Source organism: Oryzophilus luti, assembly GCF_059726245.1.
Genome location: NZ_AP040874.1, coordinates 3,090,907 through 3,116,447, shown reverse-complemented (window position 1 = coordinate 3,116,447; position 25,541 = coordinate 3,090,907). Strand labels below are relative to the sequence as shown.

Genomic DNA, 25,541 nt, shown 5'->3' with positions numbered 1-25,541 from the left:
ACGCACGAGGTCATCTCGCCGAACGCGTGATCAAGCCCCGCCGGACTCACTCTTCTTCCCGCGTCCCACCCATCCCAGGTACGCAACCAGCACGGAGAACATCAGCGCGGCAAAGCCGAACTTCAGCACCAGCGGCGGATGCGTCGGGCTGAAGAAACCTTCGATGATGCCAGCCAGAATCAGCATGGGAATGATTCCGACAAGAAGCTTTGCGGCTTCGGTGCCACCCACGCCAAGCGCATCGCGCCGTGGCATCGCGCCGGGGAAGAGCAGCGCCTGCGCGAGCCGCAACCCGGCGGCTCCGGCGATAAAGATGGCGGGCAGCTCCAGCACGCCGTGCGGCGCCACAAAGCCCCACAGTTTGTCGCTCATGCCGCTGAGCCAGCAGGCCGCTCCAATCACGCCGATGAGCTGACCGTTAAAGAAGAGAAGGTAAAGCGTTCCAAGCCCTCCGGTGACACCGGCGGCAAAGGTCAGGAAGCTGACGGAAAGATTGTTGGTCATGATGCCGCTGGACTGTTGCGGCTCTGTGCCCAGAATCGAGTCCGTCCACATTTGGCGGCGCTCAATGGTGTCGACCATGCGATGGCCCAGCATCTGCCGCATGTAGTCCGGGTGGCTGAGTGTGAGCACCATGCCGAAGACGGCGCCGATGATGAACAGCAGCGTGGAGGCGGCTACGTAGCGCCACATGCGCCGGAAGATGCACGGGTATTCGGTGGAGAAAAAACGCAGAATGCTGCGAACACTCGATTTCTGCCCGGAATAGATGGTATTGTGGGCGCGTCCAAGCAGTTGATTGAGATAGAGCGCCTGCTGGCGGCTGGCGTCATCGCCGCGCACGGCCGAAAGGTCCGTGGCGGTCTGGCGGTAGAGCAGTCCCAGTTCGCGTAACTCGGAGCGGGCGAGTCCGCGCAGGCCAAACTTCTGCGTGCGGGCCAGCAACTCTTCCAAACGGCTCCAATATGGCTGACGGCGTCGTAACCAGGCAGTGGAGATCATAGTGGCGGACCTATACGAAAAGCTTTCGGTAGAAACTCCCGAACAGATTGCCTTGGAATTCCCGCTGGCCGGGTTGGGGAGCCGCAGCCTTGCGTTCCTGACAGATTCCATCATCCAGCTTGTTCTGCTGCTGGTTTCGAGCTTCGTGTTAGCGTACTACGGCCAGGCTCTTGGGCGGTACTGGGAAACAGCAAGCAACTGGCTGATTGCGATCTACATCTTCCTCGCCTTCTGCCTCTACTGGGGATACTTTGCCCTGTTTGAGATCTTCTGGAACGGTCAAACGCCAGGAAAGCGACAGGCGAAGATTCGCGTCATCAGCATCACCGGGCGCCCTATCACGGTCTTTGAGGGCGTTGCACGGAATTTCCTCCGCATTGTGGATAGCCTCCCGGGCTTCTACCTGGTTGGTGTCATCGCTATCGCCGTAGATAGCCAGAACCGGCGGCTGGGAGACCTGGTGGCGGGAACCGTGGTGGTGCATGAAACGCCGGAAGCCTCCGACACGATGTGGTACTCCGACAGTACGCGCGAGCCACAGGTGCTGGGCGCCGTTGCGCCCCGGCTGTCGTCCTCCGAATTTCAGCTGATTGAAACCTTCCTGGCGCGGCGCCTGGACCTGACACTGGAACGGCGCCAGCAGGCGGCCCGCACCATCGCCGACCGCATCGGCGCCAGCTTGAACATCGTGCGCGAGGCGCGTCCCAAGGACGAGGATTTTCTGGAGGATGTCGTCCGGCAATATCGCGACCAGGCGCGATATCACTGAGCGGGGTGAGTGGCCGGAGCCTGAGGCTTGAGCGCCTGCAACAGCGGGCGCAGAAGCAACTCGCAGGTGCGGTCCACGAAATCATCCGTCAATGCGTCGTGGCGGATGAGGAAGCGGAAGTAAACGGCTCCGTACAACGCGTCGAGGAGCAAATCGAAATCAACGCCGGGCGCCAGTTCGCCACGCTCGATGGCGCGCTGCAGGGTGGCGTAGGCTTCGGCGCGTCGCGGTTTCAGGAAGCGGTCGCGGAAGGCGGCAATCAGCGTTGGGTCGCTCTGTCCGGCTCCGAGCATGGCGGAAACAATGCGTCCGCGGCGTCCGCGCAGAATGCGAATCAACTGCCGCACCTGATGGCTCATATCGCCCACGAGCGAACCCGTATCCGGAAAGTGCAACTTGTCATTTGAGCTGTGGAAGAAGGCATCGGCCACCAGAGAAGCCTTGTTCGGCCACCAGCGGTAGACCGTGGCCTTGCCAACGCCGGCGGTGGAGGCAATGGCCTCAATCGTCAGATCCGGATACCCGCGCTGTTCCAGAAACTTCAGGGTGGTACGCAAGATGGCAAGGCGGGCCTGCTCACTGCGAGGCCGGCCCGGGGCGCGTTTCACTAGCCCCTCTTCAACATCGCGGCTGGCGGACCATGGCGTTTTGAGCATGAGATAACCTACCATAAGTTACAAGATTCACTTGCCAGAACCTGAACCATTGTGCGTCAATAAGGGCACCGTGCGCAGTAAAATTCCGATACGATAAGTATCAGAATTGAATCCAATGGGTAGTGGAGTCCCGCCCCGGGACTTCTCCGCCGATATTTGTCCCTGCGGAAGCCGGCCGGGTGGCCGTCCCCCGTAGTCTGGAGTGCGCACCTTCATGTGGATTGTAGCCCTCGCTCTGAGGCGTCCGTATACCTTTATCGTCATGGCGATCAGCATCCTGCTGCTGAGCGTGGTCACGCTGCTGCGCATGCCGGTCGACATTTTTCCGGAAATCAATATCCCCGTCGTCTCCGTCATCTGGTTCTACAACGGCCTGTCGCCGCAGGAGATGTCGGAGCGCATGATCACCAATGCCGAGCGCGGCCTGACCACGACCGTCAACGAGATCGAACACATGGAGTCGCAGTCGGTCAACGGCATGGGCATCATCAAGGTCTTTTTCCATCCGGGGACTAACGTTGCCGCCGCTGTGGCGCAGGTCACGGCCATGTCGCAGATTACGGTGCGCAGCATGCCGCCCGGAGCCACGCCGCCGCTGGTGGTTTCCTATAACGCCTCCAGCACCCCGATCCTGCAACTCGGCCTGAGCAGCAAGACGCTGGCCGAGCAGCAGTTGTATGACTATGGCCAGAACTTCCTGAGACTCTCGTTGGCGACCGTGCATGGTGCCGCCACGCCGTATCCGTATGGCGGCAAGACGCGCCAGATTCAGGTGGACCTGGACCTGACCAAGTTGCAGGCCTACGGCCTCACGCCGGTCGATATCGTCAACGCCGTCAACGCGCAGAACGTCATCGTGCCCTCCGGCACCGCCAAGTTCGGAAGCACCGACTTCGGCATTGAGATGAACGGCGCAGCGCAGACGATGGTCGACCTGAACAACATGCCGGTGCGCACCGTCAATGGGGCCACGCTCTACCTGCGCGACGTTGCTCACGTCCGTGACGGCTTTGCTCCGCAAACCAACATCGTGCGGCAGGACGGCAACCGTGGCACGCTGATGTCGATCTACAAGAGCGGCAGCGCTTCCACCCTCAGCATTGTGGACGACATCAAGAGCATTGTTCCGCAGGCGGCAAAGAGTCTGCCCAAGGAGCTGAAGATCAGCTCCCTGTTCGACCAGTCGCTGTTTGTGCGTGCCTCCATCAAGGGTGTCATCTTTGAGGCTGGCATTGCCGCCGTCCTCACCGGGTTGATGATTCTTCTGTTCCTAGGCGACTGGCGTCCGGTGCTCGTCATCTGGGTCTCCATCCCGCTGTCGATCTGCTGCTCCATCCTGGCGTTGAGCGCGCTGGGTGAGACGTTGAACATCATGACCCTGGGCGGACTGGCGCTGGCGGTCGGCATCCTGGTCGATGACGCCACAGTGACCATCGAGAACATTGAGCGCAACATCGCCATGGGCAAGGAGATGATGCAGGCCATTCTCGACGGCGCTTCACAGATCGCCGTGCCTGCCTTGGTCTCCACGCTCTGCATCTGCATCGTGTTCGTGCCGATGTTCTTCCTCACCGGCGTGGCGCGCTTCCTGTTTGTGCCCATGGCGGAGGCCGTCTGCTTTGCCATGCTGGCCAGCTACTTCCTGTCGCGAACCCTGATTCCGACGCTCGTCATGTACATCATGCGCGGGCACGAGCACAAAGCGCAGGGACCGAAGACGATCTTCGGCCGCTTCCAGCGCGGCTTTGAGCGGAGCTTTGAAAGCCTGCGCCTCGGCTACCTGTCCCTGCTGAGGACCGTGCTGGAGCATCGCGCCGCGTTTGCCGCAAGCTTCCTGCTCTTCTGCGTGCTCTCACTCGGACTGCTGGCCGTGCTCGGCCAGGACTTCTTCCCCTACGTCGATGCCGGCATGATCCGCCTGCATGTGCGCGCGCAGCCCGGCTTGCGCGTGGAGGAGACGGCCCGGCTCTGTGACGACGTGGAGGCCGAACTGCGCCGTCAACTGCCTCCGGGGGAGGTGGAGACGGTGCTCGATAACATCGGCCTGCCCACCTCGGGCATGAACCAGGTCTACAGCACCGCCGGAACCGTCGGCTCGCATGACGCCGACATTCTGGTTTCGCTCCGGCATGACCACCGCCCCACGGCCGAGCACGTGAAGCTGTTGCGGCGCGTGCTGCCGCAGAAGTTCCCCGGCGTTGACTTCTTCTTCCAGCCTGCCGACATCGTGACGCAGATTCTTAACTTCGGCTTGCCGTCACCGATTGACGTGCAGGTGGTGGGCAAGGACCTGGCCTCGAACTACCGCATTGCACAACAGATTGCGGAGCGGCTGGATCGCATTCCGGGCGCCACCGACGTTCACGTGCAGCAGTTGATGTCGCAACCCACGGTGCATCTCGATATCGACCGCACCCGCGTCAACCAGGTGGGGCTGACCACGCGCGATGTAGCGCAGAGCGTGCTCGTTTCGCTCAGCGGCAGCTTCCAGACGGCGCCGAACTTCTGGCTCAACCCGAAGAACGGCGTCAGCTACCAGGTGGCCGTGCAGGCGCCGCAGTATCGCATCACTAGCCTTGACGACCTGATGGCGCTGCCGGTCTCTTCCAAGGATGGCGAACTGTTGAGCAACGTGGCGCAGGTCAGCCCGGTGGCACGGCCTTCGGTGGTGAGCCACTACAACGTACAGCCGGTGATTGACGTGCTGGCGGGCACGCAGGGGCGCGACCTCGGCAGCGTGGCCTCGGAGGTCACGCGCATTACCGATGAATTCTCCGCCAAGGCGCCGACCGGGACAAAGATCGTGGTGCGCGGACAGATCAGCACCATGCGCTCCTCGTTCCTCGGTCTCGGCTTCGGCCTATTGGGTGCAATTGTGCTGGTCTACCTGCTGATCGTCGTCAACTTCCAGTCGTGGCTTGACCCGTTCATCATCATCACCGCGTTGCCCGGCGCACTGGCTGGCATCTGCTGGCTGCTGCTGCTGACGCACACCACGCTGAGTGTGCCGTCGCTCACCGGAGCTGTGATGTGCATGGGCGTGGCCACCGCCAACTCAATCCTGGTGGTTTCCTTTGCCCGCGAGCAGATGGACTTGGGCGTGCCCGCGGCGCAGGCGGCCCTGGCCGCCGGCTACACACGCATCCGGCCGGTGCTGATGACCGCGCTGGCCATGGTCATCGGCATGGTGCCCATGTCATTGGGGCTGGGCGAAGGCGGTGAGCAGAATGCGCCGCTGGGCCGCGCCGTTATTGGCGGGCTGCTGTTCGCCACCGTCGCCACGCTGTTCTTTGTGCCCAGCGTGTTTGCAATGTTCCACGGACGGCGTGAACAACGCCGCATCAAGCAGGCGTAGTCCGCCAGAAGATTGGTAGAGGAATCAAACATGAGTCAGGACAACAACAAGTTCGGCAATGACGAAGCCCGCACCCCACAGGCGCCGGGCGATCACCAGAAGTCGAAGCTGGAAATTGACGATGAAATTGAAGCGATGGAGCAACGTTCGCGCCATCAGCAGAGCGAACTGGTGACACCTCCCGATCGTCCGCCGGTGCCTGCGGGCAAGGCGCTGATGTACGTTGGCGCGCTGCTGGTGGTGCTGCTGGTTGCTGGCGGCGTCACGCTGGCCCTGCGCGCCAGCCAGGAGCGGGCTCTCGCCAAGGAGACCAGCATGGAGGCCATCCCGACGGTGGCCGTCGTGCATCCCACCACATCCAAGGCGGAAGAGGAATTGGCGCTGCCCGGCACGCTGAAAGCCGACGTTGAATCGCCGATCTATGCCCGCACCAACGGCTACCTGGTGCGCTGGTACAAGGACATTGGCGCCAAGGTGAAGAAGGGCGAGCTGCTGGCGCGCATTGACACGCCGGAAGTGGATCAGGAACTGAATCAGGCCCGCGCCACGCGTCAGCAGATTGTGGCGCAGATGGAACTGGCCCGCATCAGCGCCGAGCGCTGGCAGAACCTGCGCAAGACCGATTCGGTCTCCGCGCAGGAAGCCGACCAGCAGGCCAGCGCCTACAAGCAGGCACAGGCCAACCTCGCCGCTGCCGATGCCAACGTTCGCCGCCTCGAACAGCTTGAGTCCTTCAAGAACGTCTACGCGCCGTTTGCCGGCGTGCTTACCAAGCGCAATGTCGATACCGGTGCGCTTATCAACGCCGGTGCCAACGGCGCAGCCATGTTCACGCTCGCGCAGGTGGACGTGCTTCGCGTCTTCGTCAGCGTGCCGCAGGCGTATGCGCCGTCCATCAAGATCGGGCTGAAGGCGACGCTCACGCTGCAGGAGTTTGCTGGCGAGAAGTTCCTGGGCACGGTGGCGCGCACGGCCGATTCGATCGACCCAGCAACCCGCACGCTGCTGACTGAAGTTGACGTGCCGAACAAGGAAGGCCAGTTGCTGCCCGGCTCGTTCGGGCAGGTTCACTTCAACATCGGCAATAACGTGCCGCGGCTGGTGGTGCCGGTCAACACCATGCTGTTCCGCTCGGAAGGCCCGCGCGTGGGCGTCGTCGGCCAAGGCGGCAAGGTGCAGTTGAAGGCCATCAATATCGGCCGTGACTTTGGTGCGACTCTGGAGATTCTGGGCGGCATCAACGCTGACGACCAGATCATCATCAATCCGTCGGACTCGCTCGAAGACGGACAGCAGGTGAACGTGGCCAAGCCGCAGGCTCCCGCGCAACAGGGCGCCGCGCAGCAGAAAGGCAAAGCGTCGTGAGAAGTCTGCTGACAGCCCTGGCCCTTGGCGGTGCGCTTTGCGCCGCCGGATGCACCGTTGGCCCGCGCTACGCACGCCCGGCGGCTCCCAGCGCTCCGGAGTGGAAGACTCCCGCGCCCTGGCATCAGGCCGCGCCGAATGATGCGCTCGCGCGCGGCGCATGGTGGGAGACCTTCGGCGACGCGCAACTAAATTCGCTTGAGCAGGAGCTGCTGAAGTCGAACCAGTCGCTGGCTGCCTCACGCGAGCGGCTGGAGCAGTCGCGTTCGCTGGCCCGCGTTTCAACGGCGGCCATGTTCCCGCAGCTTACCGCTGATCCGGGCGGCTACGGGCAGCGCATCTCCGCCAACCGCCTGACGAACGGCTCCACGCCGCCCACCAACCCGTATTCACAGTACGTGGTGAACGTGCCGTTTGCGTTGAGCTATGAGGCCGACCTGTTCGGCCGCGTGCGCAAGAACGTGGAAGCGGCGAATGCTTCTTTGCAGGCGACGGCCGCCGATCAGGCAAACGTACAACTGGTGTTGAGCGCCGAACTGGCGGCGGACTATTTCACACTGCGTGAGCTTGATGCGGAACTGCTCGTGGTGCAGGAGTCGGTCGGCTACCAGCAGAAGGGCCTTGAACTGGTGCAGCGCCGTCACGATGGCGGCGTGGCCAGCGGCCTGGAAGTAGCTCAACAGGCCGCGCTGCTGGACGCGACGAAAACGCAGCTCTCGTTGATTCGCCAGTCGCGCGCGCAGTATGAACACGCCATCGCAACGCTTGTCGGACAGCCCGCTTCGCTGTTTGCCGTTGCCGCCGAGCCGCTGCGCAGCACACCGCCGCCGGTACCGCTTGGCGTGCCGTCGGAGGTGCTGGAGCGCCGCCCGGACATTGCCTTTGCCGAGCGTCAGATGGCGTTCCAGAACGCGCAGGTCGGCATCGCCCGCGCCGCGTTCTATCCGCACATCACGCTGGGCGCGGCCGGTGGTTTGCAGAGCCGTGCCTTCAGTGAACTGATGACGGCGCCGAGCCTCGTCTGGTCGCTTGGCGGGGACGCGCTGACGCCGGTCTTCAGCGGCGGAAAGAACCGCGCCACGCTCGCCGCCGCGCAGAGTGCCTACAAGCAGTCGGTGGCCTCTTATCGCCAGACGGTGCTGACCAGCTTCCAGCAGGTGGAGGACGGTCTGAGCAACCTGAATGCACTGTCGTCGGCGTCGGAGACGCAGGCGGCAGCCGTTGAGGAGGCGCGCAAGCAACTGGAGATTGCCAACAGCCGTTACGTTGGCGGCGTCACCACGTATCTTGACGTCATCACCGCGCAGAGCACGCTGCTGGCCAACCAGCGGTTGGCTTCGCAACTGCTCGGACAGCGCATGGTCGCCTCCGTCTATTTGGTGAAGGCGCTGGGCGGCGGCTGGGACGCACGGCAGCTTGAAAAGCAGCAGGCGAAGCCGGAAGCCCGGCAGGTGCTCCAACCGTAGAGAGCGGTGCCATCATTGCAACAGGAAAAGCCTCGCCGCGGCGAGGCTTTCTCTTTCCCTGTAATTCTGCTAAAGGCGCTTCATCAGCAGCGCGAAAATGAACAGCCCGATCAGGAAGGCTATGCCCAATCCTGTCAGGAACGTGGTGCGCGCCGCACCCGGCTCTTCCGCGCGTCCGCTTTCAAGCGTGAACGCGCCGAGGATGCGTATGACCACCACGAAGGCACCGAACAAAAGAAAATATCGAATCAATCAACACATCCCTGTGTGAGCTAGAAGGGCAGCACCTTGTCGGCTTGCTGCGTCCATTCGGTCAGGTCGTCGAGCGTGCGGACCTTCACGGCGGGCAGGATCATCGCTTCGCCCAGCCCGCGCTGCTCCAGACAGGTTTTGCACGCGCCCAACTCGGAGCCGCCGCTGGCCAGCTGATTCAGCATCTCCTGCGGGTTGTAGGCAGCGCTTGCGGGAACAGCTCCGGCGAGCGCCGACGTTACGCCGTCACCGAAAAGGAACACGCGCACCGAAGCTTCCGCCTTACGCTGGAGCGCCGTCGCCAGGCGAAGCGCATTATAAGTACGCTGCGAACCATACGGAGAATCATTCAGGATGAATAGATATTGCATGAGTGTCCCTCCGAGGTGAGTGTAAACCAATCATCCCGGCCACGCACCGGGAACCCTTGGGGGCAATTGCGCGTACTGCAATTTGCACGCCTCTGTGCCTTCGTGGACAATAAGGCCACCGTGCAATCGGGCAGCGCATCAACAGGATCACTTCATGCCAACCTTGGAATTGAAGCAAGTCTGTAAGAGTTACGAGACACACCTTGCCGTCGACCATCTCTCGTTCGCCATTGAACCGGGCTCGGTCTTTGGCTTGCTCGGCCCCAACGGCGCGGGCAAAACGAGCAGCATCCGCATGATGATGGGCATTACCGCGCCGGATAGCGGCGAGGTCAGCATCTTCGGTGAGCCCTTCCGCCGCTCGCATCTTGACCGCATCGGCTACCTGCCGGAAGAACGCGGTTTGTACAAGAAGATGAAGGTCATGGAACTGCTCGTCTTCCTGGCGCAACTGAAGGGCGTGTCGCAGTCCGAGGCTGAAAGGCGCGCCACCGCGTGGATGCGGCGCATGGAACTTGGCGACTGGCTCACCGCGAAGGTGGAGGACCTCTCCAAGGGCATGCAGCAGAAGGTGCAGTTCATTGCCGCCGTGCTGCATGAGCCGGACTTCCTCGTGCTCGACGAGCCGTTCAGCGGGCTCGACCCGGCCAGCTCGCTCGTGCTGAAAGACGCGCTGCTGGAGCTGAAGAAGCAGGGAAAAACCATCCTGTTCTCCACGCATCGCATGGACACCGTCGAGCGCCTCTGCGACACCATCTGCCTCATCAACAACGCTCGCAGCGTGCTCTACGGCGACCTGAAGCAGGTGAAGGCCGGCTACGGCAAGAGCGCCATCCAACTGGAGTACGAAGGCACGCTGCCGTTCCTCTCGAACCCGGCGCTGGTGGCCGCTTCCAACGATTTCGGCAACTACGTGGAGCTGAAACCCGCTGCGGGCGTGGATTCGCAGGACCTGCTGCGTGAGGCCATGAAGACGGCGCGCATCAACCGCTTTGAGTGGGTTGAGCCTTCGCTGGAATCGATCTTCGTAGACATCGTGAATTCGTCGAAGGCGGTGGAACATGCATAAAATCTGGCTCATCGTGAAACGCGAGTACCTGCAGCGTGTCCGCACCAAGGCCTTCATCCTGTTTACCGTGCTCATGCCGGCATTCATCTTTGGCATTGTGGTGCTGCCGGCCAAGCTGATGATGATGCGCTCCGGAGGCACGCGGCACATCGTTATTGTCGCCAGCGATACGAACATGGCCGAGGCCGTGAAGGCGCGCCTGAATCAGCATGACGAGGGGAAAAAGTCGGAGTTGGAAAAGGCGGCGGACGACAAGCAGGGCGCGTTGCCGACCATCGAGGCCACGATCAACGGCGACGTGAGCGAGCAGACCGATCGCGAACTCACCGACCAGGTGAGCGCTGGCAAACTCGATGGCTATCTCTGGCTGAGTGATGACGCCATCCAGCAGCGCAAGGTTAGTTACACCACGAAGAACACCAGCGACTTCCTTGAGAAAGCCGCCGTGCAGAGTGCTGTTCGCTCGGCACTCACGCGCGCACAGCTTGAGAAGAAGGGCCTGAAAGCCGAGGAAATCGCCAACGTGCTGACGCCGGTCGAGGTCGAAACCGTTGCGCTCAAGCAGGGGCAAAAGAAGAAGAGTGACGACTACGCGGCGCTCATGCTGCCGTTTCTGATGATGATGATGATTTATATGGCGCTCATCATCTACGGCGTCGGCGTCATGCGTTCGGTCATCGAGGAGAAGACCACGCGCGTGGTGGAGGTGCTGCTCTCTTCGGTGACGCCGCAGCAGTTGATGGCCGGCAAAATCCTCGGCGTCGGCGGCGCAGGTTTCACGCAGATGCTCATCTGGACAGCCTCCGGAGCGGTGCTTGGAACGCCCGCCGGGCTGGCCGTGCGCCAGGCGTTGCACCTAGAGCTGCCGGTGCTCGCGCTCGCAACGCTCCCGTTGTTCTTCATCTTCGGCTACCTGTTTTACAGCACGCTTTACGCGGCCATGGGCGCCATGTGCAACAGTGACGAGGAAGCGCAGCAGTTGCAGTGGCCCGTGCTGATGCCGATCATCTTCTGCACGGTCTTTGCCATGAGCGTCATCCGCGATCCGAACTCACAGCTTGCGTTCTGGCTTTCCATCTTCCCCATGACGTCGCCGCTCATCATGTTCGCGCGCGTCTGCGTCAGCACGCCGCCCGCATGGCAGTTGGGTGCGAGCTTCGCGTTGCTCGCGCTGGCCATCTGGGGCGTGCTCTGGCTCGCCGGACGCATCTACCGCGTGGGCATCCTGATGTATGGCAAGCGGCCTACACTGCCGGAGATCATTAAGTGGATCCGGTACGCATAAACACTGGTCGAAGTGACCAAGGGGCCGCCGCGCGCGGCCCTTTTCTTGTGCGCTCCATCGCCAACCGCAAAGTCCTTGCGCCTGGACTTCTTGTGCCGTGTGAGCTTCGCACTCCGCATGCCGTAGAATGTCGGCATGGCTGCCGAGCCACAATCCGCGCAGAGTTCCGGCGAGCGCCGCTTTACCTGGCGCCAGCGTTTGATGCTGTGGCTCATCTCGACGCTCGGCTACTGGGCCATCCGCATCATCTGCTCCACTGTGCGTTACCATGTCAGCAGTGAAGTGGAGGGCGAAGATCCGGCCTCAATTCCGCATTCGCGCTGTGTGGCGCCCTTCTGGCACCGCTGCGTCTTTGCCGCCACCTACCTCTATCGTGGCTGCGACATCGCGGTCATGACCAGCAGCAGCTTTGACGGCGAATACATCGCGCGCATCATTCACCGTTTCGGCTTCGAGCCGGTGCGCGGCTCCAGCTCGCGCGGCGGCGTGCGCGCGCTGCTCGGCATGCACAAGGTGCTGGCACGCGGCGGCGTTGCGGCCTTCACCATCGACGGCCCGCGCGGCCCGCGTTACGTGGCCAAGCCCGGCCCCGTGCTGTTGGCTCGCAACACGCAGGCGCCCATCCGCTGTTTCTACGTCGCGTTGGAAAATTGCTGGGAACTGAATTCGTGGGACCGCTTCATGATCCCGAAGCCGTTCTCGCGGGCCTGGGCTCGTTTTGCCGCGCCCATCATGGTGGAAGAGGGAGCCGATGCCGCGCGCATGGAGCAGTTGCACGCGCAGATGCAGGCCGCTCTGGAGCGCGTGACAACTTATGCGGAAGCGCAGGCTGGGCGCGGAAATTAACGGCTTCCACAGCCTTATCCACAAGCGCCAAGGTTGACACTCCCGTACATCGGACGTAGATTCAAAACCAGTGGCGCCTGCCACACCAGTTCTTTCGCAACCAAACCACGTTCGCGCGTTTGACCGGCTTCGTGCCGGTCCCGTGGCGCAATGCCACGTGAGGGAAGCGGGTGCAAGTCCCGCGCTGCCGCGCAACTGTAAACCGGAGATTCCGACAAGGCCACTGTGCAATTGCATGGGAAGGCCCGGAGGCGGGAGGCCGCGCATGAGCGCGCCATCCGGTGAGCCAGGAGACCGGCGCGAACATTTCATTCACCCCTTTCGCGTGCAAAGGAGGCATGTGTGCGAACGTTTCGCGTCGCAATCGTTTTCCTTCTAGTTTTCTCCGCTGTTTCGCTGTTTGCTGCCGACCTCAAGGTCCGTGTGGTTGATCCGTCGCAGTTGCCGGTGGCCAATGCCCAGGTCACGCTGCTCACCGTGGAAGGCGGGCGTGCGCTGGCGATTGCCCGCACCAACGGCTCCGGCCTCGCGACATTTGCAAATGTCAATATTTTGGTACGGGTGCGCGTGCTTGCCCCGGGCTTTGCGCCGCTGGAGCTTCAGGCGGGCGCCGCCGGACCCGTTGCCGTGGCACAGTTGCGCGTGGCTCCGCAGTCGGAGACGGTCGTTGTCACCGCCGATGCCTCCGCTGTGCCGGCGGAGAAGGCGGGCGCCGCAACCTCCAGCCTGGACGCGCAAACGCTGAAGCTGCTCAACCTGACGGAGCTGAACGACGCATTGCGCTTCGTGCCCGGTACGTATATTTCCACCAGCGGCGAGCGCGGCGGCATCAGCACCATGTTCGTGCGCGGCGGTTCCTCCAGTTACAACAAAGTGGAGATCGACGGCGTGCCAGTGAACGAGGACGGCGGTACCAGCTCGGCCTTCAACTTCGGCGTGCTGCCCACCACGGGCCTGGAACGCGTGGAACTGGTGCGCGGCGCAGAGACCACTCTCTACGGCGCGGATGCCATGACCAGCATGACGCAGATGTGGTCGGCCACCGGCGCTACACGCACGCCCGAGCTGCGCTTTGGCGCCGAAGGCGGCACCTTCGCCACGGCTCGCGGTTTCGCTTCACTAGCCGGCGCGCGCAGCCGCTACGATTACAACTTTTATGGCGAGCAGTCCAACGCCGACGGACAGGGATTGAACAATGCGTTCTCCTCGAGCCTGCAGGGCGCAAACGTCGGTGCGCAGTTCACGCCCGGAACCTCGCTGCGCCTTCGCCTGCGCCACTTCAATTCGCGCGTCGGCGTGCCCGGTGACTGGCAGTTCCCCGGTGTTGGCGACCTGCCTGCGGATAGCGACGCTTACGCGCGGCAGAACACTTTTCTCGGCAGCGTGGCGCTGACCTTTACGCCGCGCGCCAACTGGCGCAACACGCTCACCGGTTTTGAGTACAACCAGCGCCTGCGCAACGCCGATTTCGTCTTCGACGCGGGCCGCCCCTACGACTATCCCTATGACAGCCGCGACCATTTCAATCGCGCGGGCTTCGACTATCAGTCGGAAATCGCCGAGCGCTCCTGGGCACGTACCATCGCGGGCTTTCGCTTTGAAGATGAGAATGCCTACCTCACCGATCCGGTGAACTACTCCTACGCGCACGGCCTGCGCCGCAACAGCGCGCTCTACGCCGAGCAGCTGTTCGACTTCACGCGCCTGACGTTCACGGCGGGTTTGCGCTGGGAGCACAACGAGAATTTCGGCGATCGTGCCGTGCCTCGCGTCACTGCCAGCTACCTGCTCTCGCCGGGCAGCGGTAGCCTGGTGGGCAGCACGCGCCTGCGCGCCAGCTACTCCGAGGGACTCCACGCTCCGACCTTTGAACAGAACGTCGGCATCGCGTCGTATGGCACCGTGGGCGCGCCGGACCTGAAGCCGGAGAAGGCCGAAGCCGTCGAGGCCGGCCTGGTGCAGTCGCTGTTCAACCGCAACTGGACGCTCTCGGCGCTCTACTTCCACAACCGCTTCAGCGACCAGATCGCCTACACCACGCTGGCTCTCACCGATCCGCGCTGCGCCGGCCTCTACTACTGCTCCACCTACGTCAACGTGAACCACGCCGTTGCGCAGGGCGCGGAGGTGGAACTGGATGGCCGCGTGACACGCCATCTCAAACTGGGCGGTAGCTATACGTACACCAGCCTGACCTCGACGAACGCGAACCTGCTGCTGCGCCGGCCCAAGCATCTCGGCACGCTGCAAGCGTCTTACGTGGCGTCAAAGTGGGGCGCCTCGCTGGCTGGCAGCTTTGTGGGCCGCCGCAGCGACTACGATTACCAGCACTACGTTTCGCTCTTCGATGCCGGCTATGCGCGCTTCGACCTTTCCGGCTATTACGATTTCACGCGCCACATCACGGCCTTCGCCTCGGCGCAGAATCTGCTCAACCGCAAGTATCAGGAAGTGGCGGGCTATCCCGCAATGCGCGCCAACTTCCGTGCCGGACTGCGCTTCCGCCTCGGTGGCGAATAGCGCGGCCGCGCCAACAAGTGTTCAGTGCCTACTCTCGGCGGTCCTTCGGGGCCGCCTTTTTTGTTTCCCCGCGCGCGCCTGTTCCGCATCTTCTACAATCACTGCATGACGCTGAAAGAGGCGCTCACACAGGCTATCGCGCGGCTTGAGGCCAACGATGTCGGCTCGCCGCGCATGAACGCCGAGCTGTTGCTGATGTTCACGCTCGGCTGCGACCGCGCGCATCTCTACGCGCATCCCGAGCGCGAGCTGACCGTTGACGAGTCGGCGCGCTACAGCGAATGCATCACCCGCCGCGCTTCCGGCGTGCCCGCGCAGTACATCACGGGGCACCAGGAGTTCTGGGGACTCGACTTCATCGTCTCGCCCGCCGTGCTCATCCCCCGGCCGGAGACCGAGCACATCATCGAAGTCGTCGTTGACCTGCTGAAGAAGAATCCTTCGGCCCCCGCGCAGCCGCGCATCGTCGATGTTGGCACCGGCTCCGGTGCCATCGCGCTCACCCTCGCGCACGAACTGCCGCAGGCTTGCGTGCTGGCTGTCGATCTTTCTCCGGACGCGCTGGAGATTGCGCGCGCCAACGCCGCACGGCTTCAACTTGAGCGTGTCGAGTTCCGCCAGAGTGATGTATTGACGAATGTCGATCAGGATGCGAGCTTTGATTTCGTCGTCAGCAACCCGCCCTACGTCGCACTTACCGAAGCCGACAAGGTGCAGGACGTAGTGAAGAAGTTCGAGCCGCAGATGGCGGTCTTCGCCGGGCAGCATGGCCTCGACGTGATCAACCGCCTCATCCCGCAGGCGTGCGCCGCACTCAAGCCCGGCGGCTGGCTGGTGATGGAGATCGGCTTCTCCATGAGCGAGGCGGTGATGGCGCTGCTTTCAGCGTGGGCAAGCGTGCACGCCGTGCCGGACCTTGCCGGAATCCCGCGTGTTATCGTCGCGCAGAAACCTCAGGAATAACGGCCACTAAAAAAGGGGCGGGAGGTGCCGCCCCAAAAAATGCAGGTGAGTTGCCGTTGTGCGTTGGCTGCCACAAATGTCTTTCGTCGGTGCAACAGCTCCACGTTCGGCGATCTTTGCCTCGTAACTGCCTTCGAGGACTTTAAGCGAGCGTAGTCTGCGCTAGATCATGCGGCGCTTCTGTGACCGCTGGCACATTCGTGTGTGTTGGCCGTTAACCGCCGTGGTGACCGCGCAACGCGCAAAATGAACGGGCCGGAAGCTCCGGCCCGTGTGCCTTGCAAACTGCTTTCAGTTTAGTGGCGGAAGTGGCGCACGCCGGTGAAGACCATCGCCAGTCCGAGCTTGTCGGCGGCCTCGATCACCTCGGGGTCACGCACGCTGCCGCCCGGCTGGATGATGGCCGTCGCACCATTGGCGGCGATGACCTCCACTCCGTCGGGGAAGGGGAAGAAGGCGTCGCTGGCGGCCACGGTGCCCTTCACGGGCAGCACGGCCTTCTCGGCGCCGATGCGGGCGGAGTCCACGCGGCTCATCTGTCCGGCGCCCACGCCCACACTCTGTCCGTCGCGCGCGTAAAGGATGGCGTTCGACTTCACGTGCTTGCAGATCTTCCATGCGAACAGCAGCGCACGCATTTCTTCCGCAGTCGGCGCGCGCTTGCTCACAACCTTCAGGTCGGCGTCGGTCAGAGGACGCTGGTCGTTATCCTGCACCAGCACGCCGCCGGAGACGTTCTTCAGCACCCACTTCTGTTCGAGCGCGGCAATCTCCACAAGGCGGACGTTCTTCTTCTTTTCCAGGATTGCCAGCGCGTCGGCGTCGAAGCTGGGGGCGGCAATGGCCTCCACGAACAGCTTGGCCATCTCGGTGGCCGCCGCGGCATCGACCGGGCGGTTCACGCCAATCACGCCGCCGAAGGCCGAAACCGGATCGCACTCGAGCGCGCGCACGTAAGCCTCCGCCAGCGTTTTGCCGGTAGCGGTGCCGCACGGGTTGGTGTGCTTGATGATGGCGCACACCGGCTCGGCAAACTCCTGCGCCAGATCCCACGCCGCCTGCAGGTCCACGATGTTGTTGAAGCTGAGTTCCTTGCCGTGGAGCTGCTTGGCGTTGGCCACGCCGCGTCCGCTGCCGTCGCTGTAGAGCGCGGCCGCCTGATGCGGGTTCTCGCCGTAACGCAGATCCATGGCCTTGCCAAAGCTCAGACGCAGGGTTTCAGGGAAGCCCTTGGGCTTGTTGACGGCGCTGATGTCGAACTTCTCTTCGGCAACCGTGATGCGCTCCAGGGATGACGCGATAGCCGAGTCATAGGCGGCGGTAGTGGCAAAGGCCTTCTGCGCCAGCTTCCACTTGGTGGCCAGGGAGAGTGTGCCCTTGTTCTGCTCCATCTCGGTGGCAATGGCGTCGTAGTCGGCCACGGAGGTGACGATGGCGACGTCCTGGAAGTTCTTGGCCGCCGAGCGCACCATGCTTGGCCCGCCGATGTCGATGTTCTCGATGATCTCCTGGAACTCCACGCCCGGCTTGGCCGCGGTCTTCTCAAAGGCGTAGAGGTTGACCACCACCATATCGATGGGCGCGATGCCGTGCTCGCGGACGGCCTTCACGTGCTCCGGGTTGCTGCGCATGTGCAGAATGCCGCCGTGAACCTTGGGGTGCAGGGTCTTCACGCGGCCGTCGAGCATCTCGGGGAAGCCCGTCAGGTCGCTGATGTCGCGAACGGTGAGTCCTGCCTCACGCAGCACGCGCGAGGTGCCGCCGGTGGAGATCAACTCCACGCCCATTGCGGCCAGCCGCCGCGCAAACTCTACCAGTCCGCTCTTGTCGGTAACGCTCAGTATTGCCCTCTGAATGGCCATTGCTTCCTCGGGGAGGGATTTTGTGCGGAAGGGAAGATGTGGGTTGGAGGTAAAAACAGCGCGAACCGGATCGCAAAGTGTAATAGCGCGAGCCGGCAGCCTGTCAAAAACCGCCTGTCACGCCGGAGTCCCCACTCGCGGAATCGTACTAGTGCGCGCGCGCCTTCAGGCGCACCGCCCCATCCTGCACTTCTACAGTGTACTCGACTGCGTGGCAGGAATACTGCTGACGGATCTGCTGGGTCTTGCGGTGGACGAAGTTTGCGAAGGTTTCCCAATTGGCGGAAGGCACCCCGGCGCGCTCCTGAGCCTGGCTCATGGCGCGGAACAGCAGGCGGACAGGGCCTTCGTCGCCACCGTCCACGGTGAAGCTGCCGCGCTGGCGCTTCACGTGCGACTGGTCATCGCGCACGCCGGTCACGCCGAGCAATTCGTCCTGCTTGCGGCGGTAGCCTTCTTCCTTGATTTTCATCTTCTGACGCCACAAGTCGCTGTAAAGAGCGTACTTCTGCGCCAGCGAGTTGTAGCGGAAGCGCTGGGAATAGGCCATGCCGCGGGCATCGGAGTACTTCTTGAGGAAGGCCTGCACGCGCCACTCCGTGTCGGCGGGCGGCTTCTTGGTGCCGCCTCCGAAGAAGGCGTCATACTCCACCTTGAGGCGGCGTATCGAGTCTTCCAGTAGCGTTAGTTCCTCATCAATGGTCACGGCGCATCCACCTCGCGAGCCCTGCCCGGGCATATCGCTCATCGAGCTTATAGCATGATGGTCAACGTTTCCGGCGCATGCAATGTACTTTGGTAATCAGTGCCGCTTTCGGCACCCCTATTTGGGAACGGTGCCGCGGAGGCTTCTCAAGGAGTTCGCCGGAAGTCCATGAAAAAGGGACGCCGTGGCGTCCCTTGGGAAACTTGTGTGGCTGTGGCCGGGTGGTTACCGAGGAGTGCTTCCGGCCATTTTCTTCACCATGGCCAGTACCAGCTTGCGGTCGCTTTCGCTCAGGTTGGCGGAGTAGCGGCGCACCTGCGAGAAGAAGCGCACCTCATCCTCGCTCAACTGCGGCAGCACCTTGGCTGCGCCGTCGCCGTTGCCGTCCTGGAAGAACTGCGCCAGCGGCACGTCGAGCGCGCCGGCAATCTTGGCCAGCGTGTCCAGTGAAGGGATGGTGTGGCCGTTTTCAACGCGCGAGAGGTAGCAGCGCAGCAGCCCCGTGCGCTTTTCAATGTCGCCCTGCGACATGCCTTTTTGCAGGCGGAAATTCCGAATCGTCTCGCCGATGTTCATGATCGCCTTTTGCCGATCCTTTGAGAGTGTCTGCATAGTAATCAGAGTGCAAACCACAGCGCAAGGAGTATTTCAGCATGGAATGTGCAAAAGGACATGTACCACCGGAAAACATGCGTCAAAACGGAGCAAACTGCACAGTGAACCCACGCGGCAGTTTTTACATCAGTTACCCTGTGCCACAACCCCGGCTTCGTTGCTGTCTCCCGGCTCGCGCAGGGCGGCCATGGCGCGGTCGTGCCAGCCGCGCATGACGGTCAGGGCCACGCTGGCACCCACAAAGCAGGTCAGCATGTCATTCTGCGTGTCCCAAACGTCACCCTGGGTGCCGAGAAAGTTGTCGGCGGCGGTGCCGGAAGTCATGGCCGTGGCGTACTCCAACAGCTCATACCAGGCGCTGACGGCCATGCAAAGGCACAGTGCTAGGAACCCTACCCAGCCGCGCTTGACGATCCGGCGGCGCAGAAAGACTTCACGCGCCACCAACGCCGGCACAAAGCCCTGGGCAAAGTGTCCAACGCGGTCGTAGTAGTTGCGCGTCAGGTGCAGCGCCGCGCTGATCCAGTCGAACAGCGGCACGCGCGCGTAGGTGTAATGCCCGCCCACCATCAGGATGATGCAGTGCAGGCAGATCAGCGTGTAGACCAGCGTGGTGAACCGGAAGCGCCGCCAGGTGGCGGCCAGCACCGCCAAGCCAATCAGCGCCGGTGCTACTTCGAGAAGCCAGGTGAAAAAATCGTAGGGATGGATGCCCGACCAGAGCAGCACAACAGCCCAGGCGCCCAGCAGCACATAGTGCGTGGGCGCCAGCGCGGGTGTTTCCGGTGACAGGGCGTCGGTCGCCAAGGGCTAGCCCATCAGCAGGCCACCGTTCACGTTCAGCACGTGTCCGGTGATGTAGCCCGCCTCGTCGGAGGCGAGGAAGCAGACGGCGGCGGCAACGTCCTTGTCCTGTCCGGCGCGGCCGAGCGGCACGTTCTTCAGCATCTCGTTGCGCGTCTCCTCAGGCAGCACGGAGGTCATGGCCGTCTCAATAAAGCCCGGAGCCACTGCGTTGGCAGTGATGTTGCGCGAGGCCACCTCGCGTGCCACCGACATGGTCAGGCCGATCACGCCGGCCTTCGAGGCCGCATAGTTGGCCTGCCCCGGCGCGCCCATCTGCCCGTTCACCGAGCTGATGTTGATGATGCGTCCCCAGCGCTGCTTGAGCATGGGGGTGATCGCTGCCTGCGTCATCAGGAAGGTGGCGGTCAGGTTGGTGTGCAGCACGTCGTCCCAGTCGGCGCGCTTCATGCGCATCAGCAGCGTGTCGCGCGTGACGCCCGCGTTGTTCACCAGAATTTCCAGCTTGCCGTGCGCCGCAACCACGGCCTTTACCGTGGCCTTGATGGCGTCATCGTTGGTCACGTCCAGCGGATAGCAGGCGGCCTGCCCACCGGCGGCCACGATTTCAGCGGCAACTTCTTCCAGCTTCTGCTGGTTGCGCGCGGCCAGCGCCACGGTTGCACCGGCCTTCGCCAGCTCCAGGGCAACTGCCCGGCCAATCCCCTGCGATGCGCCGGTCACCAGCGCCACACGCCCTTGCAAAGAGAACATGTCCTACTCCTCCAAACGAAAATTGATTATATCCGGGGCGCCAAGCATTCCTGATGACAGCCCATCCGCAAGGTTCTTGGCCCGCCACTCGAAACTTGAAAACTGTCTCTCTTAACCCAGTCGTCCCCGGCGGCCGACTTCGGCTTCCAGCTCCGAGGATTGCTGCGGAACCTCGTCTTTGACTTCCGAACGGTAGAGCAGGCGCAGCAGCGGCGGAGGCAGCACGGTGGTCACCGCCGTCATGAACAGCACCACGGCGTAGGCGCGCTGGCTGATCATCTGCATGTTCAGGCCCATCAGCGCGACGATCAGTGCAACTTCGCCGCGCGGCGTCATGCCCACGCCCACCTGCGCCATAAACTGCCAGCCGTGGCGGAAGAGCGGCAGTCCACAGCCGATCAACTTGCTGACCACGGCAAGCACGCTGATGATCGCGGCCATTACGAGCACGTCACCGTGGAAGACCGAGAGGTCGAGTTGCGCGCCCATGCTGAAGAAGAAGAATGGCGAAAGGAACTGCGTAATAGCCAGCACACGCGGCTGCAGGTTCCACTCTTCGGAGAAGTCGGCGAAGGCCAGCCCGGCAAAGAACGCGCCGATAATGGCCGCCATGCCGATCTTTGTCGAAATCACCGAGAGGCCCAGGCAGATGCCCAGCGCCAGCGCCAACGGCGCATCGTGCGTCTGCATGCGGGCCAGTCCCGGACGCATGCGCCGTACCAGCCGTGGCCCGATGAAGATCATGAACAGCGCGAAGAATGCGGCTTCCAGCGTCACCAGCCCGAGATGCAACCACTGGATGCCTGCGCCCTGCGCCAGGCTGACAACCACTCCCAGCAGCACCATGCCGAGAATGTCGTCAAAAACGGCAGCTCCCAGAATGATCTGCGACGAGCGGCGCTTGAGCACATTCATGTCTCGCAGCACGCGCGCCGTGATGCCGACCGAGGTGGCAACCATGGCGGCTGCCACAAAGATCGCTTCGTGCGCCGGTTCCTTATGCCACAGCAAAAAGCCCGCGCCGAGTCCGAACGGCACAATCACGCCCGCCAGCGCGACAGCGAGTGCCGAGGGGCCGACCGCAACCAACTCACGCGGCGACGTTTCCAGCCCGACGGTAAACAGCAGGAAGATGGCGCCGATCTCGGCAATGGAGGTCACGGTTTCGGAAGGATGAATCCAGCCCGCAGCGTAGGGGCCGAGCACCACGCCCGCCAGAATTTCTCCCAGCACCGCCGGCAGCTTCAGCCGCTCAAACACCTCGCCAAACACCTTGGCGGAGACAAAAATGATGAACAGCTCCAGCAATAGCTTGTCGGCTTGGTGCATGGGTCCCCTTTGCGTGACAAAAGATATTTCTATTTTGACCGAGACGGGGCTGTTGTTACAAAGAAAACCGGCACAATCGTGCCGGATTCCGAGGCGCAGGCTAAGGCTTTTCCGCCGACCAGAGCAGCATGCGCAGGCTGCGGGCGCAGACCACATTCTGCGGCTGGGCGGGAAGCATGAAGCCCAGCGGCTCGGTCAGCGTGTTGACCGAAATCTGCGCGGCGGCCGTTTGCACGTTGTACGGCAGGTGGTGGTTCTCCATGCGGTAGAGACGGTCCTTCAACTGCGTATAGGAGCAGTAGCGATCGAGCAGGAACTGCTCCAGCGTGCCGGGGCGCGGAGTGAACGGTGTGCCGGTGGCTCCGTAACGCACGGAAATTTTCGGGGCTCCCGTCGGCCCCTGCGGGCCATGCAGCCGCTGGCTGCGGAAGGCTACGGCCACCGGCGGCGCATCGGCGCTCCATTCCGGCGGTGTTGTGACCGGAGCCAGTTGCGTGGCGGCGTGCCAGAAGGGCAGACGCAGGAAGACCCGTGCGGTCCACACGGCGCTCAGGTTGCCCACGTCATAGCTCAGGTGCAGGTAGCCGGGCTTGCCGTCGCAGGTGACAAACGTGCGTACGCCGGCGGCAAGGAATTTCGACAGGAACGGCAAAGCTGGCGTGCCGTTGCCGCGCAGGCCGCTGATCTCCTGGCAGACGACGGTGACCCACGCGCTGCCCTGGTAGAGATCGAGGCTGCAACGCTCCGGTATGAGTGGCGCCAGAATCTCAGGCGGAACGGCGTAGCTGGCGAACAGCACATGCTGAAAGGTCTGGGAGACGGCCCACGGCCGGTCTGGCGGCAGCCACGGGCGGTGCGAGACCGCGTACAGCAGGCTGTCGGCCGTAACGTAACTCGTGCTGACGTCCAATTCCATCGGGCGAGACTCTACCGCAACTTCCTGTGCAAGGGGAAATGAAGTTATTGCGCTGTTGCCAGCGCGGCCTGCGTCGCTGCTTCGGGGGCGGGATTGGCGGCGGTCAGGCGATAGCTGCTGTGCACAATGCTGACAAGGGCACGGCCCACAATGTGGGCCCGGGCCGTCGAGTGCAGTTCGGTCGGCACCGTAAAGCCGTCGATGTCGGCGAAGTCCTGCACAAAATCAATGCGGCGCAGGAAGAACGACGGCGTTTTACTCACGGAGCCTTCCATGCGGCAGAGGCTGCCGGTGCGCGCGTCGATGTAGATCTTGCCCTTGAACAGGCCGGAGGCCTTGCGGCGCGGTTTCAAGGCAAAGACGTGCACCATGCGTCCGTTGAGCGTCTCGTGGCCTTTGTACTTGAACTCGTAGTTCTGTTCGCTGATGGCCGTAGAGGCGCGGTCGCCCTTCTCCACCTGCTCCACTTCCGACTGGAGCATCTTGATGATGACCGTGCTCTTGATGAAGCCGTCGCCTTCAAACTTGACGCTGGCATAGTGCAGCGTGCGCGGCTGGGCAGTGTAGCTGCGCAGCAGTTCGTAGTCGCCCTTCTGGGCCGTGGAGGGCAGTTCGGCGTGGATCACGGTATTGTCTTCGGAGCTCACCAGCCGCGAGATCTGTTCGTCGGCGCGCTTTTGGTAGGTGCGCAGCGCCACATCCGGCAACAGATATTCCGGGCCGATCTCGGCTGCCTCCCCATCCGCGAGCGCGACCGTGTGCGGCTCCGCCGCCCAGGCAGACAACCCGGTGACGAGCAAAACCCACATCAGACAGAAAATCGCGGTGTGCTTCAAACGGAGCAAAAGTCGGGAAACCCTCTGTAAGTGATATCCTAAACGGTAAGCAACTGCTTACTAATGTACACGAATCCCCTGAAATTGGGAATCCGTGGGGGATTCTCGACCGCCCCTCTGGCCGGCCAGAATCAGTGGCATCGTGATGAGTGAGAACAACTTAGAGCCTGAAGCCGCATTGTCCGCAGAGGGCGTCGCGGAGGAAGAACCGGTATGGGTGCCCTCGGCCAAGCCGTGGGTCATCGCCGGGTCTGTCATGCTCTCCACCTTCATGGTGGTGTTGGACTCCTCGGTGGCGAACGTGGCGCTGCCTCACATTGCCGGCTCGCTTTCGGCCTCCACAGACGAATCCACCTGGGTGTTGACCAGCTACCTGGTCTCCAATGCGGTGATGCTGCCGGCGACGGGCTGGCTGGCGCGGCGCATCGGGCGGCGCAACCTCATGTTGCTCTCGATTGCCCTGTTCACCCTCACCAGCGTCATGTGCGGCGCGGCCATCTCCATGCCCATGCTGATTCTGGCGCGCGTGCTGCAGGGCATTGGCGGCGGAGGCATGCAGCCGCTGGCGCAGGCCATCCTGCTGGAGAGTTTTCCGTTGCATAAGCGCGGTCCGGCCATGGCCGCCTATGGCGTCGGCGTGATTGTGGCACCGGTCATCGGCCCGGTGCTCGGCGGCTGGATTACCGACTCGTATTCCTGGCGCTGGATCTTCTACGTCAACCTGCCCATCGGCGTGCTGGCTTACTTCCTTGTGCGCGCCTTTGTGGAAGACCCGCCCTACCTGCGCAAGCACGACACCTCGCGTATCGACTACATCGGGTTCAGCCTGATGGCGCTCGGGCTGGGCGCGTTGCAACTGGTGCTCGATAAGGGGCAGGAGTCCGACTGGTTCGGCTCCGACTGGATCATCTGGGGCACGGTCATTGCCGTCGGCGGCTTGATTGCGTTTGTTGCATGGGAGCTGTCGGTGGAGCAGCCGATTGTGGATCTGCGTGTGCTCGGCGACCGCAATTTCCTTGTCGGCACGGCCATCATGACGCTCTATGGCGGCGTGCTCTACGGCATCACCTCATCGCTGCCGCTGTTCCTGCAGACGGTCATGGGTTACTCGGCCTATGACAGCGGCATGACCGTGAGTCCTCGCGGCTTTGGAGCCATGGTTGGCACCATCATTGTCGGGCGGCTGGTCGGCTTTCTCGACAACCGCATGATGCTGACCATCAGCTTCTCGCTATTTGCCGTCACGGCCTTCCTGTTCTCCGGTATCACGCTCGATATCGGAGCGGCCTCCGTGGCCTGGCCGAACATCTTCAACGGTTTTGCCGCGGGCACCATCTTTGTCCCGCTGACGATGATGACCATGGCCACGCTGGAAAACCACGAGATGGGCAACGCCACTGGCATCTACAACCTGATGCGCAACATGGGTGGCTCCATCGGCATTGCCACCATCAGCACCATGCTGGCGCGGCGTGCGCAGGTGCACCAGGCCGTGCTGGCGCAGCACATCACGCCCTATGACCTGCCGGTGCAGAACGCGCTCAGCGCCACCAGCTCGGCGGTTGCGCACGGCGGCGGCGGACAGCTTGCCACCAGTTCGCAGCAGGCCATCGGGCTGCTCTACCACCAGGTGCAGCAGCAGGCCTCGCTGGCCGCCTATCTCGATGTATTTCAGGGGCTGGCCACCGCCGCCGGAGTTTGCGTGCTGCTGGTGCTGTTCTTCCACCGTCGCCACTACCACCCGCCCACGGACGCGCAGAAATCCTAGATTTTGCCCTCCTGCTGCAATGAGGTTGATTGC

General features: G+C 62.8%; 22 protein-coding genes and 1 riboswitch. Of the genes, 10 read left to right on the top strand and 12 right to left on the bottom strand.

Annotated features, from left to right (window positions below; translation table 11 throughout):
- Positions 1-30 precede the first annotated feature (30 nt).
- Entirely contained in the window at positions 31-1,002 is a 972-nt protein-coding gene (locus tag AC6IZO_RS13200; protein WP_497805360.1) for a stage II sporulation protein M, read from the bottom strand.
- Here AC6IZO_RS13200 and AC6IZO_RS13195 point away from each other — a divergent pair.
- Entirely contained in the window at positions 992-1,771 is a 780-nt protein-coding gene (locus AC6IZO_RS13195; RefSeq protein ID WP_497805359.1) for an RDD family protein, read from the top strand. The genes AC6IZO_RS13200 and AC6IZO_RS13195 overlap by 11 nt on opposite strands.
- Here the strand turns inward: AC6IZO_RS13195 and AC6IZO_RS13190 are convergent.
- Positions 1,765-2,328: a TetR/AcrR family transcriptional regulator gene (locus tag AC6IZO_RS13190; RefSeq protein WP_497805357.1), complete on the bottom strand. Its 564-nt coding sequence runs from the start codon at positions 2,326-2,328 to the stop codon at positions 1,765-1,767. The genes AC6IZO_RS13195 and AC6IZO_RS13190 overlap by 7 nt on opposite strands.
- Positions 2,329-2,641: 313 nt before the next feature.
- Here AC6IZO_RS13190 and AC6IZO_RS13185 point away from each other — a divergent pair, with 313 nt between their 5' ends.
- The 3 genes from AC6IZO_RS13185 to AC6IZO_RS13175 are packed head-to-tail and all read left to right on the top strand — an operon-like array spanning position 2,642 to position 8,613.
- The gene (locus tag AC6IZO_RS13185) at positions 2,642-5,782 is read left to right on the top strand and encodes an efflux RND transporter permease subunit (RefSeq protein WP_497805355.1); all 3,141 of its coding nucleotides are present in this window, start codon (positions 2,642-2,644) and stop codon (positions 5,780-5,782) included.
- 30 nt (positions 5,783-5,812) lie between these two features.
- A complete protein-coding gene (locus tag AC6IZO_RS13180) occupies positions 5,813-7,147 on the top strand; it encodes an efflux RND transporter periplasmic adaptor subunit (RefSeq protein ID WP_497805353.1) in 1,335 nt (444 codons plus the stop codon).
- Positions 7,144-8,613: an efflux transporter outer membrane subunit gene (locus AC6IZO_RS13175; protein ID WP_497805351.1), complete on the top strand. Its 1,470-nt coding sequence runs from the start codon at positions 7,144-7,146 to the stop codon at positions 8,611-8,613. The genes AC6IZO_RS13180 and AC6IZO_RS13175 overlap by 4 nt, the downstream gene beginning before the upstream one ends.
- Before the next feature lie 69 nt (positions 8,614-8,682).
- Here the strand turns inward: AC6IZO_RS13175 and AC6IZO_RS13170 are convergent, their stop codons facing one another.
- Complete coding sequence (locus AC6IZO_RS13170; RefSeq protein WP_497805349.1) at positions 8,683-8,865, bottom strand: hypothetical protein; 183 nt, start codon at positions 8,863-8,865, stop codon at positions 8,683-8,685.
- 20 nt (positions 8,866-8,885) lie between these two features.
- Positions 8,886-9,236: a DsrE/DsrF/TusD sulfur relay family protein gene (locus tag AC6IZO_RS13165; RefSeq protein ID WP_497805347.1), complete on the bottom strand. Its 351-nt coding sequence runs from the start codon at positions 9,234-9,236 to the stop codon at positions 8,886-8,888.
- A gap of 154 nt (positions 9,237-9,390) precedes the next feature.
- Between AC6IZO_RS13165 and AC6IZO_RS13160 the strand changes: the two genes are divergently transcribed.
- From AC6IZO_RS13160 to prmC, 5 genes are all read left to right on the top strand, one after another.
- Positions 9,391-10,305 carry an ABC transporter ATP-binding protein gene (locus tag AC6IZO_RS13160; protein ID WP_497805345.1) on the top strand — a complete coding sequence of 305 codons (915 nt, stop codon included), beginning with the start codon at positions 9,391-9,393 and terminating at the stop codon, positions 10,303-10,305.
- Entirely contained in the window at positions 10,298-11,590 is a 1,293-nt protein-coding gene (locus tag AC6IZO_RS13155) for an ABC transporter permease (RefSeq protein WP_497805343.1), read from the top strand. The genes AC6IZO_RS13160 and AC6IZO_RS13155 overlap by 8 nt, the downstream gene beginning before the upstream one ends.
- Positions 11,591-11,725: 135 nt before the next feature.
- A complete protein-coding gene (locus AC6IZO_RS13150; RefSeq protein ID WP_497805341.1) occupies positions 11,726-12,436 on the top strand; it encodes a lysophospholipid acyltransferase family protein in 711 nt (236 codons plus the stop codon).
- 118 nt (positions 12,437-12,554) lie between these two features.
- Positions 12,555-12,753, top strand: a riboswitch (cobalamin riboswitch).
- A gap of 25 nt (positions 12,754-12,778) precedes the next feature.
- Positions 12,779-14,956, top strand: a complete 2,178-nt coding sequence (locus AC6IZO_RS13145) for a TonB-dependent receptor (protein WP_497805339.1) — start codon at positions 12,779-12,781, stop codon at positions 14,954-14,956.
- 105 nt (positions 14,957-15,061) lie between these two features.
- The gene (gene prmC, locus AC6IZO_RS13140) at positions 15,062-15,919 is read left to right on the top strand and encodes a peptide chain release factor N(5)-glutamine methyltransferase (protein ID WP_497805337.1); all 858 of its coding nucleotides are present in this window, start codon (positions 15,062-15,064) and stop codon (positions 15,917-15,919) included.
- Positions 15,920-16,215: 296 nt separating this feature from the next.
- On the opposite strand, the gene purH is transcribed toward prmC, so the two are convergent.
- From purH to AC6IZO_RS13100, 8 genes are all read right to left on the bottom strand, one after another.
- Complete coding sequence (purH, locus tag AC6IZO_RS13135) at positions 16,216-17,781, bottom strand: bifunctional phosphoribosylaminoimidazolecarboxamide formyltransferase/IMP cyclohydrolase (protein ID WP_497805335.1); 1,566 nt, start codon at positions 17,779-17,781, stop codon at positions 16,216-16,218.
- Between the two features lie 148 nt (positions 17,782-17,929).
- A complete protein-coding gene (locus AC6IZO_RS13130) occupies positions 17,930-18,487 on the bottom strand; it encodes an MXAN_5187 C-terminal domain-containing protein (RefSeq protein WP_497805333.1) in 558 nt (185 codons plus the stop codon).
- Positions 18,488-18,712: 225 nt separating this feature from the next.
- Positions 18,713-19,063 (bottom strand): helix-turn-helix domain-containing protein, encoded by a 351-nt coding sequence (locus AC6IZO_RS13125; RefSeq protein ID WP_497805331.1) that lies wholly within the window; start codon positions 19,061-19,063, stop codon positions 18,713-18,715.
- Positions 19,064-19,228: 165 nt separating this feature from the next.
- Positions 19,229-19,909 (bottom strand): DUF2238 domain-containing protein, encoded by a 681-nt coding sequence (locus tag AC6IZO_RS13120; RefSeq protein ID WP_497805330.1) that lies wholly within the window; start codon positions 19,907-19,909, stop codon positions 19,229-19,231.
- A 3-nt stretch (positions 19,910-19,912) separates the two neighbouring features.
- Positions 19,913-20,659, bottom strand: a complete 747-nt coding sequence (fabG, locus tag AC6IZO_RS13115; protein WP_497805329.1) for a 3-oxoacyl-[acyl-carrier-protein] reductase — start codon at positions 20,657-20,659, stop codon at positions 19,913-19,915.
- A 111-nt stretch (positions 20,660-20,770) separates the two neighbouring features.
- A complete protein-coding gene (locus tag AC6IZO_RS13110) occupies positions 20,771-21,988 on the bottom strand; it encodes a cation:proton antiporter (protein WP_497805327.1) in 1,218 nt (405 codons plus the stop codon).
- 100 nt (positions 21,989-22,088) lie between these two features.
- Complete coding sequence (locus tag AC6IZO_RS13105; RefSeq protein WP_497805325.1) at positions 22,089-22,904, bottom strand: YqjF family protein; 816 nt, start codon at positions 22,902-22,904, stop codon at positions 22,089-22,091.
- A 44-nt stretch (positions 22,905-22,948) separates the two neighbouring features.
- Positions 22,949-23,713: a DUF5686 family protein gene (locus tag AC6IZO_RS13100; RefSeq protein ID WP_497805323.1), complete on the bottom strand. Its 765-nt coding sequence runs from the start codon at positions 23,711-23,713 to the stop codon at positions 22,949-22,951.
- Between the two features lie 172 nt (positions 23,714-23,885).
- On the opposite strand from AC6IZO_RS13100, the gene AC6IZO_RS13095 reads away from it, so the two are divergent.
- Entirely contained in the window at positions 23,886-25,508 is a 1,623-nt protein-coding gene (locus AC6IZO_RS13095; protein WP_497805321.1) for a DHA2 family efflux MFS transporter permease subunit, read from the top strand.
- Positions 25,509-25,541 lie beyond the last annotated feature (33 nt).